15 protein-coding genes and 1 pseudogene are annotated in these 15,916 nt (G+C 68.3%); 8 read left to right on the top strand and 8 right to left on the bottom strand.

Annotated features, from left to right (window positions below; genetic code table 11):
* Window positions 1–39: 39 nt before the first annotated feature.
* Window positions 40–621 (top strand): hypothetical protein, encoded by a 582-nt coding sequence (locus C5E41_RS35830; protein ID WP_146097754.1) that lies wholly within the window; start codon window positions 40–42, stop codon window positions 619–621.
* A gap of 144 nt (window positions 622–765) precedes the next feature.
* Here the strand turns inward: C5E41_RS35830 and C5E41_RS31450 are convergent, their stop codons facing one another.
* Both C5E41_RS31450 and C5E41_RS31445 read right to left on the bottom strand, forming a co-directional pair.
* The gene (locus C5E41_RS31450) at window positions 766–1,626 is read right to left on the bottom strand and encodes a 3-hydroxyacyl-CoA dehydrogenase (protein WP_104379323.1); all 861 of its coding nucleotides are present in this window, start codon (window positions 1,624–1,626) and stop codon (window positions 766–768) included.
* Between the two features lie 41 nt (window positions 1,627–1,667).
* Window positions 1,668–2,324: a TetR/AcrR family transcriptional regulator gene (locus tag C5E41_RS31445; RefSeq protein ID WP_258081386.1), complete on the bottom strand. Its 657-nt coding sequence runs from the start codon at window positions 2,322–2,324 to the stop codon at window positions 1,668–1,670.
* A 258-nt stretch (window positions 2,325–2,582) separates the two neighbouring features.
* On the opposite strand from C5E41_RS31445, the gene C5E41_RS31440 reads away from it, so the two are divergent.
* The gene (locus C5E41_RS31440; protein ID WP_258081385.1) at window positions 2,583–3,518 is read left to right on the top strand and encodes a DUF2804 domain-containing protein; all 936 of its coding nucleotides are present in this window, start codon (window positions 2,583–2,585) and stop codon (window positions 3,516–3,518) included.
* A 130-nt stretch (window positions 3,519–3,648) separates the two neighbouring features.
* On the opposite strand, the gene C5E41_RS31435 is transcribed toward C5E41_RS31440, so the two are convergent.
* Entirely contained in the window at window positions 3,649–4,917 is a 1,269-nt protein-coding gene (locus C5E41_RS31435) for an alpha/beta hydrolase family protein (protein ID WP_104379322.1), read from the bottom strand.
* Between the two features lie 299 nt (window positions 4,918–5,216).
* Here C5E41_RS31435 and C5E41_RS31430 point away from each other — a divergent pair, with 299 nt between their 5' ends.
* The 5 genes from C5E41_RS31430 to C5E41_RS31410 all read left to right on the top strand — a co-directional run bounded on the left by C5E41_RS31430 (window position 5,217) and on the right by C5E41_RS31410 (window position 11,237).
* Window positions 5,217–6,110, top strand: a complete 894-nt coding sequence (locus tag C5E41_RS31430) for a universal stress protein (RefSeq protein WP_104379335.1) — start codon at window positions 5,217–5,219, stop codon at window positions 6,108–6,110.
* Between the two features lie 201 nt (window positions 6,111–6,311).
* Window positions 6,312–7,112, top strand: coding sequence for a hypothetical protein (locus C5E41_RS31425; protein ID WP_146097753.1), 801 nt, complete (start codon window positions 6,312–6,314; stop codon window positions 7,110–7,112).
* A 74-nt stretch (window positions 7,113–7,186) separates the two neighbouring features.
* Window positions 7,187–9,340: a molybdopterin oxidoreductase family protein gene (locus C5E41_RS31420; protein WP_104379320.1), complete on the top strand. Its 2,154-nt coding sequence runs from the start codon at window positions 7,187–7,189 to the stop codon at window positions 9,338–9,340.
* A 112-nt stretch (window positions 9,341–9,452) separates the two neighbouring features.
* Window positions 9,453–9,668, top strand: coding sequence for a biotin/lipoyl-binding carrier protein (locus C5E41_RS31415; protein WP_063027981.1), 216 nt, complete (start codon window positions 9,453–9,455; stop codon window positions 9,666–9,668).
* A gap of 54 nt (window positions 9,669–9,722) precedes the next feature.
* A complete protein-coding gene (locus C5E41_RS31410; protein ID WP_104379319.1) occupies window positions 9,723–11,237 on the top strand; it encodes a sensor histidine kinase in 1,515 nt (504 codons plus the stop codon).
* Between the two features lie 192 nt (window positions 11,238–11,429).
* Here C5E41_RS31410 and C5E41_RS31405 read toward each other — a convergent pair whose 3' ends face one another.
* Together C5E41_RS31405 and C5E41_RS31400 are read right to left on the bottom strand one after the other, a co-directional pair.
* Complete coding sequence (locus C5E41_RS31405) at window positions 11,430–11,684, bottom strand: WhiB family transcriptional regulator (RefSeq protein WP_030516005.1); 255 nt, start codon at window positions 11,682–11,684, stop codon at window positions 11,430–11,432.
* 234 nt (window positions 11,685–11,918) lie between these two features.
* Window positions 11,919–12,944, bottom strand: coding sequence for a diacylglycerol/lipid kinase family protein (locus tag C5E41_RS31400; protein ID WP_104379318.1), 1,026 nt, complete (start codon window positions 12,942–12,944; stop codon window positions 11,919–11,921).
* Between the two features lie 89 nt (window positions 12,945–13,033).
* On the opposite strand from C5E41_RS31400, the gene C5E41_RS31395 reads away from it, so the two are divergent.
* Entirely contained in the window at window positions 13,034–13,468 is a 435-nt protein-coding gene (locus C5E41_RS31395; RefSeq protein WP_104379317.1) for a hypothetical protein, read from the top strand.
* Here the strand turns inward: C5E41_RS31395 and C5E41_RS31390 are convergent.
* The 3 genes and pseudogenes from C5E41_RS31390 to C5E41_RS31380 form a co-directional block, all read right to left on the bottom strand.
* Window positions 13,450–14,043: a GNAT family N-acetyltransferase gene (locus tag C5E41_RS31390; RefSeq protein ID WP_258081384.1), complete on the bottom strand. Its 594-nt coding sequence runs from the start codon at window positions 14,041–14,043 to the stop codon at window positions 13,450–13,452. The two genes, C5E41_RS31395 and C5E41_RS31390, sit on opposite strands and share 19 nt — an antisense overlap.
* A gap of 59 nt (window positions 14,044–14,102) precedes the next feature.
* Window positions 14,103–15,354: pseudogene (locus C5E41_RS31385) on the bottom strand (RNA polymerase sigma factor).
* 77 nt (window positions 15,355–15,431) lie between these two features.
* Window positions 15,432–15,773 carry a YciI family protein gene (locus tag C5E41_RS31380; protein WP_104379315.1) on the bottom strand — a complete coding sequence of 114 codons (342 nt, stop codon included), beginning with the start codon at window positions 15,771–15,773 and terminating at the stop codon, window positions 15,432–15,434.
* Window positions 15,774–15,916: the final 143 nt, after the last annotated feature.

The following is a 15,916-nucleotide window of genomic DNA, read 5'->3' as shown; positions in this document are numbered from 1 at the left end:
TCCGCTGTGCACGGCTGACTCGAATGCGCGGACCGCCAGATGATTTCGAAATTCGCGCACGAGCATAACGCCGACTCGGAGGGTGCGCTACCTGAAGTGTTCGCGCCGTCCGGCGGCTCCGAAATGGAAGTTTCACGGCGAGTTTTCGAAATGAAGGAATGTGATGCCGAGTGCTCCGTTTCGGCGAAAACACTGCTCAGCAACCGTGTTCGAAATACTGGCGAATGCATCCTGTGTGCGATCGGCACGATCACACTGAAAACGTTGTGGCACAGTATTTTTCGGCATTTAGTGAACAGCGTTCTTTTTCACCATGGGCAGTGCTTTTCTGCACGGCTCGGGGTGTCCACTGAGCGGGAGTGCGCCGAACCGCATCGAGAAGACGAGATGACCGAGGTTGAACCGGCGGATATTCTCCGTCGTCTGCGACGAGTCGAGGACGAACTCGCGATCATGCGCATCATCGCGTCCTACGGACCGCTCGTCGCCGCCGGGTCGGCGCATTTCGCTAATCGGAGGGGTGCACGGTACTGCGCGCGAGTGTGCGCCGGCTCGAACTTCGCCGCGAATCCGACGGGTGGCGAATCGCCCGCCGCACCGGCGTCTGCTCGACGGCGGTGAGCGGGCGCGGGAACTGCTGTCCACCTTCGCGCGTCGAAGCGGGGACCGGCCGTCGGCCGATCCCCGCGACTGAATACCGGTCACTCGTCGGCGATGAGCCCGTACTCGGCGAGCAGCGGGCCGACCTCCGAACGCTCCAACGTCTTACGCGTTGTACCGATAGAAGCCCTCACCGCTGGCCAGGCCGAGCTTGCCCTTGTCGATGTATTCCGACTTCAGCCACTGCGCCAGCTTCTGGCCGTCTCCGCCGCTGTTGACCAGGATGTTGTACGGCGTGGTGAGACCGACGATGTCGAGGATCTGGAAGGGGCCCGCGGGCGCGCCGGTGCCGATGCGCCAGGTCTCGTCGACCGCCTTCGGCTCGGCGTAGCCGCCCGCCGCCAGCGCCATCGCCGAGTTGAGGAACGGCACGAGCAGCGAGTTGAGAACGTAGCCCGCCTTCTCCTTGTGCAGTTCGATCGGCACCATGCCGATGGTCCGGGCGAATTCCACCACCGCCTGATACACCGTCGGATCGGTGTCCTCGGTGCCCATGACCTCGGCGGTGTTGAAGTGCCACACCTGATTGGCGAAGTGCAGGGCGAGGAATCGGTCCGGGCGGCCGGTGGCGTCCTTCATATCGCTGGGCAGCAGCGTCGAGGAATTGGTGGCGAAGATGGTGTGCTCGGGCGCGAGCTCACCGAGCCGGCGATAGGTGTCCTGTTTGATCGACAGCACCTCGGGCACCGCTTCGATGATCAGATCCGCGTCCCGGGCCGCCTCGGCGAGATCGCTGGTGAGCGCGATGCCCGCGGCGGTGGCCTCGGCCTTGCCGTCACCCGCGCCCGGTACCTGCTCACGGTAGGTGGCCGCGAGTTTGGTGAAACGCTCGTGCGCCGCGGTCAGCGCCTCGTCGTTGATGTCGTAGGCGGTCACCTCGAAACCGTTGAAGGCGGTCTGGAAGGCGATCTGGGATCCCAGGACTCCGGTCCCGAGGACGCTCACCTTGCGAATCGTGCCGGACATGTCGACTCCGTTCTGCGGGCCGTGGCCCGCGCTGGTGTTTTTCAGGTTCCGGTTGCCGCGGCGCTGCGGAAACCGGCGACGAGCTGAGCGATCTGGGCGTGCAGATCGTCGATCGGATCGTGGTGGGGGTGAACGCCGGTGGACGGGCGTACCAACGCCATGTGCAGTACCGCGAAGAGACTGCGGCCCGCCACGCGCGCCGCCTCCCGCTGCGCGGCCGTGGGCTCGCCGGAGTCCGCACCGGCGGTCAGCAGAATCTCGGCGAGGACCGACTCGAGCTGCGCCACCAACGCCAGCCCCTGTTCCCGGTAGGTCTCCTCGGGCGGTCCGAACAGCAATTCGCGCTGGTAGGCGATGGTGTTCTCGGGATTGCGCGCCGCCGCGACCAGGATCGGCCGCAGCAATGCCGTGATCGCGCCGACCGGATCGGCGACGGCGCGGGCGCGGCGGGCGCCGGTCGCGAGTGCCGACCGGAAGTCCTCGTTGTAGACCATGAGCAGCAGCTGTCCCTTGGACGAGGCGTAGCGGAACAGGGTGCCCGCGGCGATATCGGCCCGATCGGAGATCTGCTGGGTGGTGACCGCGGCGAACCCTCGTTCGGCAAACAACCGCGCGGCCACCTCGAAGATCCGGCTCTGCTTCTCGCGCATAGTGCGCACCCGCCGCCCGACCTGCCGGTTCTGCTGGGTACTTGCCACCCGGCATCTCCTATCGGCCGATAATAATGAGTGTGCTCATTAATGAGCATACTCATAGCTATCCGAAGTGCAAGATCGTCGGCATGACGTCGGCCACGTTCGCGGGGCGTGGCCTCGTCGCCGGCCCGGCCAGTTCGTGATGACCGGCCCGCTCGCGACAATGGACCGACCGCGGTCGCGGCGACCGCGGTAGCGAAGGAGGGCCACGATGGCCGAACGGGTGACCACGGAGCGCGAGATCACCGCGAGTGTCGATCTGTGCACATCGCGGGGCCGGCTGAATCCCGACGCGGTGGGCTGGACGCGCCGGCCACTGGCCGGGCGAATCTGCGTGGCTGGGGTCGCACCAAGCGGTGGGAGTACTGGGGCATCGTCACCCCGGACCACATCATCGGAATCGTGCTGACGTCGCTGGATTACGCCGGGCTGCAGGGGATCTACCTGCTCGATCGGGCGAACGGCACCGAGATCGTCAAGGATGTGGTGACGCCGTTCGCCCGCGGTGTGCACCTTCCCGATCGCAGCGGTGTCGGCACCGCGTCCGGACATGCCGGCGATCTGGTGATCGAATTGCGAAACGATCCGGCCGGCACCAGGATTCACGCCGCCACCCCGCGCATCGATATCGATCTGACGGCCGGGCTGGCGGCGGGACACGAATCGCTCGGTGTCGTGGTGCCGTGGAGTGCGAACCGCTTCCAGTACACCGTCAAGGATCTCGGCCGTCCGGTATCGGGCACACTCACCGTGGACGGCGTCGCCTACGTGATCGGCGACGGGTTCGCCGTCCTCGACCACGGACGCGGGAAGTGGCCGTACTCGATCGCGTGGAACTGGGCCGCCGGCTGCGGTGCCCAGACGGCGATTCAGCTCGGCGGCAAGTGGACCGACGGCACCGGTTCCACCGAGAACGCGCTGTTCCTGGGTGGGCGGTTGCACAAGATCGACGACGAGCTGGAATGGGTGTACGACCGCCGGGATTGGTTGCGGCCGTGGCAGATTCGCGGGCCGCGCGTCGCCGTCGAGTTCACGCCCGTCCATGTGCGCGAGTCCCGGACCGCGCTGGGTGTGCTCGCCAACGACACTCATCAGTGCTTCGGGCATTTCACCGGCCGGGCCCGCACCGACGAAGGGGAATGGGTGGAGCTCGACGGCCTCACCGGCTGGGCGGAAGAGGCGCGCAACCGCTGGTGATCCGAAACGCTACCTGCTCATCATGGGTAAGAACATGCGAGAGATGTACGCCGGGAAATAGACGGGTCGGCGGCGATGGCTCGGGTGGCGCCTCCGAATGGCCTGGAGCCGAGACGAATTCGGTGCCGGTTCAGGAGGCGAAGCGCGCGTCGACCCAGGCGAGGGCGTCGGGAAGTGAGGCCTGCAGGATGCCACGGTGGTCGACGCCGGGGTAGGTCCGGTAGGTGACCTGCTGATCGGCCAGGCGCAAGCGGGCGACCATCGCATCCGTCGCACGCGGGGGCACCGTCGTGTCGGCGCTGCCCTGCAACACCAGCAGCGGTACGTCGACGCGCTGTGTGCTGGGATCGTTGTCGGTCAGTACGCGGAGCAGGGGTGCGGCGTCACCGAGCGGGGTGAACGCCGCATCGGCAGGTAGACCGCCCCAGCTGTCCGGTGCGCGAAGGGCGCCGATGCATCCGGTGTCGGCCTCGGGCAGCAGGCTCAGTGCGCGCGGGGTCAGGAAGCGGGACGGATCGATGTTCTCGGCGGTCTGCGCGCCGCGAATCAGCAACGGCAGGAACGCATTCGAGTTGCCGAGCGTGCCGGCCAGGGCATCGCCCGCCCCGACCGTGCTCACCACCCGCTGCGCTCCGATGCCGAATTCCACCTGGGATGCCGGGGCAAGTGCCACCACACCGCGCAGATCGAGTCCGGGCGCCCAGGCGCGGGCCTGCGCATCGGTGAAGATGGCCGCCTGGCCGCCCTGCGAGTGGCCGATCGCCGCCCACCGCGTGCCGATCGATGCGTCGAGTTCGCGGGCGGCCAGGGCCATATCGGCGACGGCCCGCGCCTCGGTGGCGCCGATCAGGTAGCCGTGCGGGCCCGGGGTGCCGAGCCCCTGGTAATCGGTCTGTGCCACCGCGTATCCGGCCGCGAGCCAGCGCTGCTGTACGTCGCGCACCTGCGCGGTGTAGTCGTGGGCGGGGTAGTCGGGACCGGTGTCGCGCGAGGGTGCGCAGATATCGGCCACTCCGGTGGTGCCGTGTGCCCACGAGATGAGCGGCCAGCCGTCCGGGGGTGGTGTGCCCCCGGGCACCGCCAGCGTTCCCGAGACCGCGACCGGATGGCCCTGCAGATCCACCGAGCGATACAGGACGAGCAGATTCCGCGCCCCGGGCAGGCCCGGATCACCGGTGATACTGCGGGCCCGGATCACCGAGCCGTGCGGCCCGGTGATCGCCTTGGCGGGTGCGTCGTAGAACGCCTGCCCCTCCGGTACGGCAGTCGCGCCGGAGGGGTCCGCCGATGCGGTGGCGGTCGCCGCCGCGACCGAGGCCAATGCCGCGACGACCACCAGCGGACCGTGTCGCGCCCGGCGATTGCGGGCGATCTTGGTCGGTGTCGAATCGCGAGACATGGGTCCAACATAACCGGGCCGTGTGGAGACCGACTACCGCGCCGGAATCATTGTGGCTCAACTTGTCTGCATATCGATACCTGCGCGCAACTAGCCGGTTCGACGGTCGTGGCGGGCACCGCGACGGTGTGCGCTGAAAAATTGCTGAAATGACGGTATCCGATGTCTGCCCTGGCGTGACCCCGTCGGCCGGCGCGGCCGCCGAATCCGTCGTTCATTCGGAACGAACGATGCCGCCTCCCGCTCTCCCCGGTAATCTCGGCGCGGATACCGCTCGCCGAGACGAAGTGGAGCCACCTATGACGGAATCAGCTGACGCGCATACCGCCGACGAACCCGACCGGCCCCTCGTGGTCGGCGTCGACGGCTCGGAGATCTCCTATCAGGCAGTGGCCTGGGCCGCGGTCGATGCCGTGCTGCACGGGCGGCGTCTGGATATCGTCACCTCGGCCACCCTGCCGACCGGTTTCGGCTCGGAGGTATGGACCGGCGGGGCCGATTGGGTGCGAGAGGACGGCGAGCGCATCGTCGCCGAGGCGCGCCGGATTGCGGGGTTGGCCGAGGGACCGCTGGAGATCCGTGCCGAGCTGGTGTTCGATCCGATCATTCCGACCCTGATCGAACGTTCGGAACGGGCCTACCGCGTGGTTGTCGGCAGCCGCGGGCGCGGCGCCGTCCGGCGGGCGCTGCTCGGTTCGGTGAGTTCGGCGGTGGTGCAGCGGGCGCACTGCCCGGTCGCGGTGATCCCCGGAAATTCCGCGACCGACATGGTGACTGCGGCGAAGCCGGTGGTGGTCGGCGTCGACGGCACCGAGAATAGTGAGCCCGCGATCGGCGTCGCCTTCGACGAGGCGTCGCGGCGAAAGGTGCCGCTGATCGCCGTGCATACGTGGAGCGATATCAGCCTGCCCGAGGTTGCGGTAGCCGGCTGGGACACAGTGCGCGAATCGGAGCGTGCCGCTCTCTCGGAGAGTCTGGCCGGATGGCGGGAACAGTATCCGGATGTCGATGTGCGGCCGGTGGTGTGGGCCGATCGGCCGGCTCGCGCGCTGCTCGCCGAATCCGAACATTCCCAGCTGGTGGTGGTCGGCAGCCACGGTCGCGGCGGATTCACCGGCATGCTGCTCGGTTCGACCGGCCATGCTCTGTTGCAGTCGTCCGAATGTCCGGTGATCGTGGTGCGACGGCGGTGAGACTGACGCCGGACGGCCGCCCGGCCGCCCGGCGATATCCGTCGATCACCGCCGAGAACACACCCGGCGCGGTTCGACAACCAAGATCGCTGGTGAATTGCAAGTAGTGCCTCCCACTGCTGGGAGCTGTTTCCGGTTGTGCACCGGGGCAAGTGCTGGCATCGTCTTCCCCGCGGGACAGCAGCGGGCGTGAGGGATGTGATGAGTTCTGAATCCAACCGGCCGCCCGGGCACGCGCCGCAACCGTTCGGGCCGCCGGTGGGCTCCGCCGATTGGTATTCGCCGCCCCGTCCGCCGCAGCCGCCCCCGCTGCGCGATTCGCGTCCCGCGGCCTCGCCGCCGCGGATCGTCCGGCGGCCGCCGGAGTCGCCGGAATGGGCGATCGATCCCGATGCCATCCAGCTCGCGCTGGGCCCCGCCACTCGTCCGCCGCGCCGGCCCCGTGGTCGTAAATGGTGGATCGCCGCGTCGGCTGCCGTCGTCGTGCTCGCGCTGGCAGCTGGCGGTATCGCGCTGGCGGTCACGGCCGCGCGTAAGGAACCGGGTACCGCCGCCGCGGTCGCGACCTCGACGACCCTCACTCCGGTCGGCTCCGCCGCAACCGCCGCCCCGGCTCCTGGGCCGCAGACTCCGGCATGCCCGGCCGAGGCGCGCGACGGCATCGTGGTGGGCAACGGCGCCGGTGGCGTCACCGACGGGCCGAATTCGATTCTGGGATTCGAATATTCGTACTACACCGAGCGCAGCGGCGAGCGCGCCCAGGCCTTCGTCGCCCCGGATACCGTCAACGTCGCTCCCGCGGAGGGGTTGCAGCAGGCGATCGACACCGTGATCCCGGTCGGGACCACGTACTGCGTCCACATCACCACGCGCGAGCCGGAGCTGTTCGATGTGGATATCGAGGAGTACCGGCCCGACGGCGGTCACACGACCTACCGGCAATCCGTGCGCACGGTAGTCCGGGACGGCCGCACCCTGCTCTACGAGATCCGCGGACGGTAGCGCAGATCCGCGGGGGCTGTACCGATGCCGCGGGCGCCGGTACGCTGCGAGATGCCGCGCTGAGAGGATGTGCCATGGATACTCGCATTGTTTCTCGGCAGTGCACCCTCTGTGAGGCGCACTGCGGAATCCGGGTCACCGTCGAGGGCGACCGCGTCGTCCGGATCGAGGGAGATCCCGACGATGTGCTGTCGGAGGGATATATCTGCCCGAAGGCCACGGCGATGGGGGCGCTGCACCACGACCCGGACCGGCTCCGCACGCCGGTGCGCCGAGTCGGCGATCGGTTCGAGCCGATCGGGTGGGACGAGGCGTTCCGGGAGATCGGGCAGCGGCTGCGCGAGATCCGCTCCGAACACGGTCCGAGCGCGATCGGCATGTATCTGGGAAATCCTGCGGCACACAGTTCTTCGGTGCTGTACGGCGTGCTGCTGCGGGTGGCGCTGCTGACCCGCAACTTCTTCTCCGCCTCCTCGATCGATCAGTTTCCACAGGAGTTCGCGGCCTGGCGGATGTTCGGATCCAATGTCCTGATGCCGGTCGCCGATATCGATCGCACCGACCGGCTGGTGATCCTGGGCGCGAATCCGGCCGTGTCGAACGGGTCGGTGACCACCATGCCGAACGCCAAACAGCGCATCAAGCGGGTGCGTGAACGCGGCGGCACGGTCGTGGTGATCGATCCACGCCGCACCGAGACCGCGCGACTGGCCGACCAGCACATCGCGGTCGTCCCCGGCGGTGACGTATATCTGCTGCTGGCCGTGCTCCATGTGCTGATCGACGAGAAGCTGTGCGACGAGCGGGCCGTGCACGCGCGCTGTTCGGGCTGGGACGAGCTGCGCGAGACCGTCGCACAGTGCACTCCCGAACTGGCAGCCCCGCACGCCGGTGTCGACGCCGAGACCATCCGCGCTTTCGCCCGCGACCATGCCGCGGCCCGCTCGGCCGTGCTCTACGCGCGGATCGGAGTATGTCAGCAGGTGACCGGCACGCTCACGCACTGGCTGGTGAACACGATCAACGCGGTGACGGGCAATCTGGACCGGGCGGGCGGGCAGATGTTCGCGACCGCGCCGGTCGATGCCGCCCGGTACGCCAAGTACCTGCCGATGGGTCACGGGGCGTGGACCGATCGGTCGGGCCGCTACAAGTCCTTCCGATCCGAACTGCCGGTGGCGGCGCTGGCCGACGAGATCCTCACCGAGGGGCGCGGGCAGATCCGGGCGATGGTCACCTACGCCGGCAATCCGGTGCTGTCCACACCGCAGCGCGGGCGCCTCGACGCGGCGCTGGAATCGCTCGATTTCTTTGTGGCCGTGGACATGTACGTCACCGAGACCACCCGGCACGCCGACATCATTCTGCCGCCGGTGTCCCAGCTCGAGCGCGAGGACGTCAACCTGCTGTTCCCCGTGTTCAGCGTGCGCAACAACCTGCGTTACGACGCCAAGGTTTTCGAGCCGCCGGCCGACGGACTAGAGGACTGGCAGATCATGGCCCGACTGGTCACCGAGGTGGTGCCGCTGCCCGCGCGACGCCTCACCGGCAGGGCGCTCAACGCGGTATTCGAACGACTCTCGCCCGTACGGTTGGCGGCCCTGGGCATCGCGGCCGGTCCGTACGGCGTGCTGCGCCGGGGACGTGCGGGCCTGACGATCACCAAGCTGCGGGCTTGCGCGGGCGGTGTGGATCTCGGACCGCTGCGTCCGCGCCTGCGCACGCTGATCGGCACTCGCGACCGCAAGGTCCGGTTGGCGCCGCAGGATTTCCGTGCCGAGGTGGCGAAGCTGCTCGCCGATCTGCCGGCGACGCCGCGCACCGCGGCCGACGGATACGATCTGCGCCTGATCGGCCGGCGCCACCTGCGCAGCAACAACTCCTGGTTGCACAACGTCCCGGCCATGGTGAAGGGCCGCGATCGCTGCACCGTCCTCATGCATCCCGTCGACGCCGGCGCGCGCGAGCTGACCGACGGCGAATCGGTCACGGTCTCCTCGCCGAGCGGTTCGATCGTGGTGACCCTCGAGGTCGGCGACGATATCCGCCCCGGCACGGTCGCGATCCCGCACGGCTGGGGCCACCGGGAACCCGGCGTGGGCTGGCGGGTCGCCGCCTCCCTCCCGGGCGCCAATGTCAATCTCCTGCACGACCCGGCGCTGGTCGATCCGCTGTCCGGGACGGCCGCGGTCAACAACACCTGGGTCACGGTGAGCGCCACCGGATAACCGGCGCGACAGCGCCTACGGCCCGGTATCTTTCGAGCGATCGAACGCTCTCGGTACGGATGTGGTTGGCTGTACCGTCAGCGGAAACGGGCCGATCGACCGGAAGGGTGTCATGGCTGAGGAAGTGCTCGCGGAGATGGTGTCGACCGTCTTCCAGATCGTCGCGCACGAGGGTGCGGCGGTGCATGAAGGTGACACCCTGGTCCTGCTGGAATCGATGAAGATGGAGATTCCGGTCGTGGCCGAGTCGGACGGAACCGTGGCCTCGATCAATGTGAAACCCGGCGACGTCCTCCAGAAGGGCGATCTGATCGCCGTCATCTCGTAGCTTCGGCCGCGACACGACTTCGGCCCGCGGGCGCGTGCCGTAGCCTTTGTTCCCGTGTCCACTCTTAGTGATCTGCTCGCCGAACACACCGATCTCCCCGGTGCGGCGGTGGACCATCTGCAGCGCGTGGTGGGGGACTGGCAGCTGCTGGCCGATCTGTCGTTCGCCGATCTGCAACTGTGGGTCGGCATCGGCCCGGTGACCGGCGGGGCCGATGTGGTGTGCGTCGCCCAGTGCCGGCCCACGACCGCCCCGACGGTTCAGCCCGACGACCTGGTGGGGTCGCTGGCCTCCCGCCACGAGCATCCGCAGATCTTTCAGGCCCTGAGTTCGGGGGAGATCGTGCGCGTGGAGGGCGACGCCGAATCCACCGGCGTCTACCACCCGACTCCCGCGCGGGTCATCCGCGAGGGTATTCCGGTGCGCTGCGGCACCGACGTCATCGCCGTGCTCGGCCGCGATACGGATATGCAGCGCTCGAAGGTCCGCGGCAGCCTCGAACAGGCCTACATGAGCTGCGCCGACGATCTGTGTCAGATGATCGCCGACGGCACCTTCCCCACGCTGGAGGACCGCACCGGCTCACATTCCAGCCCCCGTGCCGGGGACGGCTTCATCCGCCTCGATACCGCCGGCCTGGTGGTCTACGCCAGCCCGAACGCGCTGTCGGCGTACCACCGCATGGGCCTGCAGAGCGAATTGGCCGGACAGGATCTGGCCCAGTCGACCCGTTCCCTCATCACCGATCCGTTCGACGCGCAAGAGGTCGTCAGCGACATCCAGGCCGCGCTGGCCGGCAAATCGGGCCGGCGGATGGAGGTCGAGGCGCGCGGCGCGACGGTGCTGCTCCGCACGCTGGTGCTGCGCCCGCACGGTGAACTGGCGGGGGCCGCCGTGCTGGTCCGCGATGTCACGGAGGTCAAGCGCCGCGACCGGGCGTTGCTGTCCAAGGACGCCACCATCCGCGAAATCCATCACCGGGTGAAGAACAACTTGCAGACCGTTGCCGCGCTGCTGCGCCTGCAGGCCCGCCGCACCGAGAACGAGGAGGCCCGGGTGGCGCTCACCGAATCGGTGCGCCGCGTCACCTCCATCGCCTCCGTGCACGAAATGCTGTCGATGTCGGTGGACGAGGAGGTCGACCTCGACGAGGTGGTGGATCGCCTGCTGCCGATCATGGCCGATGTGGCGACCGTGCACACCGCTCGTATCAAGGTCCGCCGCGACGGTTCGCTGGGAGTTTTCTCGGCCGAACGCGCGACCCCGTTGGTGATGGTGCTGACCGAATTGGTGCAGAACGCCATCGAGCACGCCTTCGATGCCGGCGAAAACGGAACTGTGACAATACGTTCCGAGCGTTCGGCGCGCTGGCTGGACGTCATCATCAGCGACGACGGACGCGGGTTGCCGGAGGGATTCAGCCTGGAGGGTTCCGATCGGCTGGGATTGCAGATCGTGCGCACTCTGGTCACCGCGGAACTCGGGGGCTCGATCGGTTTGCATCCGGGCGCCGATATCGGCACCGATGCGGTGCTGCGGGTGCCGCTGGGCCGCCGCAACGCACGCTGAAAGCGTTCCAGCGCAAGCACTGCCACTCGCGGAAATCGGATAAGTCCGAATGTCGTCGAAGGTTATGTGAAATAAGGCGGAAATCAATCCGGCAATAAAAACAGTGAAGCCCGGCACCTTTCCGGTGCCGGGCCGAAATGCGTTACCGGTCGGGGCTGTGCGGTTTACTACGGGCCGGTAACGCCGCGCGTCTCAGACGACGCTGCGGGTGCGGGTGCGGGCGTTGCGCCGCTTCAGCGCCCGGCGCTCGTCTTCGCTCATACCACCCCACACGCCGGCATCCTGTCCGGAGGACAGGGCCCAGGACAGGCAGTCGGCGGTCACGGGGCAGCGGGCGCAGACCAGCTTGGCATCGGCAATCTGCGCGAGCGCCGGACCACTGTTACCCACCGGGAAGAACAGCTCGGGGTCCTCGTCGCGACAGATGGCCTTGTGGCGCCAGTCCATTCCTCTGCTCCTTTGCATGGGCGCCGCAAGGCGCCGCTGGTTTGTGGTCCGTTCACTTGTGCGTCTCGAATGTTTCCGCACGGTTGCTTGTGAATGCTTTCACGAACACCGTAGATGTCAATAGCCTTCGGGTGCACCGTGGGGAAGCTCACGCTCTAAAGCCCTGTAAAGCCGGGCCTGCGGAGTCCTTTGTACTCGCTTGTGCTGGTTTCCGCAGCACAACTGCGATGTTTCTCAGTTGTGTCTGCCGGATTCCGGCTTCGGGGCGACCACTCCGAGCACTTCCGGCACCGAGGTGAAATCCACCACGTTGCGGCGGCCGATGAAGTCGCCATCGATTTGCAGACCGACCTCGTCGTCGGCTTCGATTCGCACCGAGGATACATCGTCGACGCGAAATAAATTGCGGGCCTTCGGATCTCCGTCGGAAGCCAGGAGTTGCCTGGCGACCGACAGTGTCGTCAATACCCCCATCGTCCGCATCGCAAACACACCCAGTCCGCGTTCGAACGTCGTCCCGGGATTGGTGCGCACCGGGGTGCTGTCCAGATATGTCCACGGACTGGTGTTCGTCACGAAGGCGTAGTGCACGCCCGGCACCGGTTCGTGTCCGGGAACACGCACGGTGATCGCCGGCTCGCGCCGCTTGGCCCGGAAGAATTGCCGGACCGTGGTGCGCAGATAACGGGCCGGGGTCGCGGCGTGGCCGGCGGCGCGGCTGCGGTCGATCGCCTCGCACACGTCGGCGTCCAGCCCGACGCCCGCGCTGAACGCGCACCAGCGGCCGTCGGCGACCATCAGGCCGATCCGGCGATCGCCGGCATGCGCGTCGCCGTCGTCGAGCGAGAGCAGGTCGATGAGCTGATTGGTCGCGGCCACCGGATCCGCTTCGATACCCAGCGAGCGCGCGAACACGTTCGCCGAACCGCCGGGGATCACGCCCAGTCGCGGAATCCAGGTGCCAGGACGTTGCGCGGCGGCCGGCTCTCCGGCGCCGCGCGAGTCCGGGCCGGACGCGCCTTGTTCCGGCAGGGGGAGGAATCCGTTGACGGTCTCGTTGACCGTGCCGTCGCCGCCGTGCACCACGATCAGGTCCATCTCGGCATCGCTCGCCCACTGCGCCAATTCGGCGGCATGCCCGCGATGCTGGGTATGGGCCACGATGAGCTGGGTGCGGCTCTCCAGCGCGTGGGCGAGCAGATCCCGCGTGGCCGGAGTGGTCGAGGTGGCATTCGGATTCACGATCAACAGCGTCCGCACTCTGAGCAGCCTACTGAGCGATCACCACCGGATCCCGCGGAGGCGACCACGCGTGCGAGGCCCGGTTCGCGCGGTTCTACGCTGGGCGGGTGGCGAAGCAGAATGCGGACAGTGAGAGCACCGGCGGTGCGGCCGGCCCGACTCCCGGCACGGTGCGCGGCGCGGGTGCGCTGGCCGCGCTCGAGGGCCTGATCGGGGTGATCATCGCGATCGTGCTCGTGGTGCAGGGCATCACGTCGGCGGACACTTCCGCGACATCGGCCTACGGGACCGCCGCCTGGTTCGTCATCCTGGCCGGCGCGGTGCTGGCTGCCGGTATCGGCCTGCTGCGCGGTAAGCGCTGGGGCCGGGCCATCGTGGTGATCGCGCAGGTCCTGCTGCTGCCCGCCGCGTGGTACATGCTCAGCTCGCATCGGTTCGAATTGGGCATCCCGGTCGGGCTGGTCGCCCTCGTCACCCTCGGCTTGATCTTCTCGCCGCCGTCGGTGCGCTGGATGGCCCAGGCCTACGACGTCGCGGACTGACGCCACATCGGCCACAGCAGCGGTCCGCCTCCGGTGGCGTCGAGTTCGCCGCGCAGATCGAAGCCGTAGCGCTCGTAATAGGCGATATTGGCGAACTTGCTGGATTCCAGGTACGCGGGCGCGCCGGTTTCGTCACAGTGCGCCAGCCGCGGCGCCAGCAGGGCGTGCCCGTACCCCTTGCCGCGGACCGCGGGATCGGTGCCGACGATGGCGAGATACCAGTGCGGTTCGTGTGGATGCGCCTTGCTCATCCGGTCCGACATCCGCCCCACGGCGAGCAGGCGCCACCGGAACGCGCGTGCCAATGCGGGCAGCATCCGCAGCTGATCGGCATCCGAGGAATTCCACCGCCCGGGCGGCGACCACACTGCGCCCCCGACGATCCGGCCCGATTCGTCGAAGGCCGCGTCGACCGCCCCGTGCGCCAGATACAGATGCCGGATCAGCGCGCCGAACATGGTCGCCGCGCGGCCGCTCCGGGTGCGGTCGGCCGGTATGCACCACTGCACGATCGGATCGTCGTCGAACGCCAGACCCAGCACCCGGGCCACTTCCGGCACTTCCGATTCCGTCACGGGACGAACGGTGACCGCCATCGGTCCACCCTATGCCCGCGACCGAGGAATACCCCGCCTCAGCGGCCGTTGTGGTGGCCGGACGCGCGCCGGTCGAGGTCGGCCAGACGGCGGTCGAGAAATTCGCGCTCGGCCGCGTTCTCGGTCAGCAGCAGGGCCTCGGAGTAAGCGAGCCGGGCCTCGTCGAACCTCCCGAGTTCGGTGAGGAAGTGCGCGCGTGCGGCGGGGAGGTAGCTGTACCCGGCCAGCTGCGGTTCGGTGGCGAGTGCGTCCAGCGCGGCGGAGCCGGCCGCGGGATCGCCGGCCATCCCGATCGCGACGGCGCGATTGAGCGCCACCACCGGCGAAGGCCAGATCCGGCTCAGGACGTCGTAGAGCCCGCGGATCTCCTGCCAGTCGGTGGCGTCGTAACTGGGCGCCTCGGCGTGAACGGCGGCGATCGCGGCCTGTAACGCATAGCGGCCCGGTCGCCGTTCCAGCGCGAAGCGGACCAGCGCGATGCCCTGTCCGATCTCCTCCCGATCCCAGCGCGCGGTCCTGATCGGCCAGCGCGACCATGGCGCCCTCAGGGGTCACCCGCGCCGCGCGGCGGGCGTCGGTGAGCAGCAGGAGGGCGAGCAGGCCGGCGATCTCCGGATCGTCGGGCAGCAGACCGTGCAGCATCCGCGCCAGATCGAGGGCGCGTTCGGTGAGATCGCGGCGGATGAGGTCGTCGCCCGACGGTGCGGTGTGCCCGGTGGTGAACAGCAGATGCACCACCGCCAGCACGGCCTCGATGCGCTCGGGCAATTCCGCCGGGCCCGGCACTCGGTAGGGTATCCGGGCGGTGGCGATCTTCTTCTTGGCGCGGGTGATCCGCGCGGCCATCGTCGGCTCGGCCACCAGGAAGGCGCGCGCGACCTCGGCCGTGGTGAGTCCGCAGACCAGACGCAGGGTCAGTGCGACCTGGGTCTGGCGGGCCAGAGCCGGATGACAGCAGGTGCAGATCAGTCGCAGACGGTCGTCGGGAAACTGTGGGTCGTACGGGTCGATCGCATCGAAAACGGTTGTCTCGATGGTCTTTTCGTCTGCGATCAGCAGCGGCAACGCCCGGCGCGCGGTGGACTGCCGGCGCAGCAGATCCAGGGCGTGGTTGCGCGCCACCGTGGTCAGCCAGGCCGCGGGCCGCGACGGAATTCCGTCCGCGGCCCATCGCACCAACGCCTGGGCGTACGCGTCCTGAACGCATTCCTCGGCGAGTTCGAGGTCATGGGTCACCCGCACGGTCGCCGCCAGCACGAACGCCCACTCCCGGCGATGCGCGTCGGCCACCGCGGCGGCGACCCGGCCGGACGCGCGGCGATCGGTGGAGCCATAGTCGACGGAGCCGCTGTCGAGCACGGTGCGGCTCAGCTCAATTCGAGAATCGGGCGCACTTCCACGCCCCCGAATTCCATCGGCACCCGGCGGGCGATGGCGATCGCGGCGTCGAGGTCCTCGGCCTCGACCAGGTAATAGCCGCCGAGCTGCTCCTTGGTCTCGGCGAACGGGCCATCGGTGATCACGAAGTCACCGGCGCCGTCCGGCCGCACACTGGTGGCGGTGTGACTGTGGTGCAAGGCGTTTCCGCCGCGCAGCGCCGCCGTGTGCTCCTCGCCGAACCGCCGGTGGCTGTCCGCCATCGCGCTTCCGGGCTCCGGTTCGGCCGCGGGACGCTCGTCCTGGTAGATGAGGATCAGATACTGCGACATGGGTTTCGTCCCTAAGCCTCGATCCACCGACAGGGTCTGTGGGTTTGTCTGCGCGCCTGCGGCGTGCAGACAACCGTTCCCGGGCGTGGGGTAGCCGCTGGTCTGCCCAGCTTTTCCACTGTTGTTCCTGGTCGTAGGGGTGG

Origin of the sequence: Nocardia nova, from assembly GCF_002933465.1 — a bacterium.
Lineage (GTDB): Bacteria > Actinomycetota > Actinomycetes > Mycobacteriales > Mycobacteriaceae > Nocardia > Nocardia nova_B.
Note: the sequence above shows the minus strand (reverse complement) of the source record. Positions and strands in the feature narration are given on the sequence as shown.

Bases quoted from the DNA above. Each gene is read 5' to 3' on its own strand.
- C5E41_RS31380 (WP_104379315.1), bottom strand. From the start codon at position 15,773: ATGTCGCAGTATCTGATCCTCATCTACCAGGACGAGCGTCCCGCGGCC.
- C5E41_RS31430 (WP_104379335.1), top strand. From the start codon at position 5,217: ATGACGGAATCAGCTGACGCGCATACCGCCGACGAACCCGACCGGCCC.
- C5E41_RS35830 (WP_146097754.1), top strand. From the start codon at position 40: ATGATTTCGAAATTCGCGCACGAGCATAACGCCGACTCGGAGGGTGCG.
- C5E41_RS31435 (WP_104379322.1), bottom strand. From the start codon at position 4,917: ATGTCTCGCGATTCGACACCGACCAAGATCGCCCGCAATCGCCGGGCG.
- C5E41_RS31425 (WP_146097753.1), top strand. From the start codon at position 6,312: ATGAGTTCTGAATCCAACCGGCCGCCCGGGCACGCGCCGCAACCGTTC.
- C5E41_RS31420 (WP_104379320.1), top strand. From the start codon at position 7,187: ATGGATACTCGCATTGTTTCTCGGCAGTGCACCCTCTGTGAGGCGCAC.
- C5E41_RS31450 (WP_104379323.1), bottom strand. From the start codon at position 1,626: ATGTCCGGCACGATTCGCAAGGTGAGCGTCCTCGGGACCGGAGTCCTG.
- C5E41_RS31405 (WP_030516005.1), bottom strand. From the start codon at position 11,684: ATGGACTGGCGCCACAAGGCCATCTGTCGCGACGAGGACCCCGAGCTG.
- C5E41_RS31415 (WP_063027981.1), top strand. From the start codon at position 9,453: ATGGCTGAGGAAGTGCTCGCGGAGATGGTGTCGACCGTCTTCCAGATC.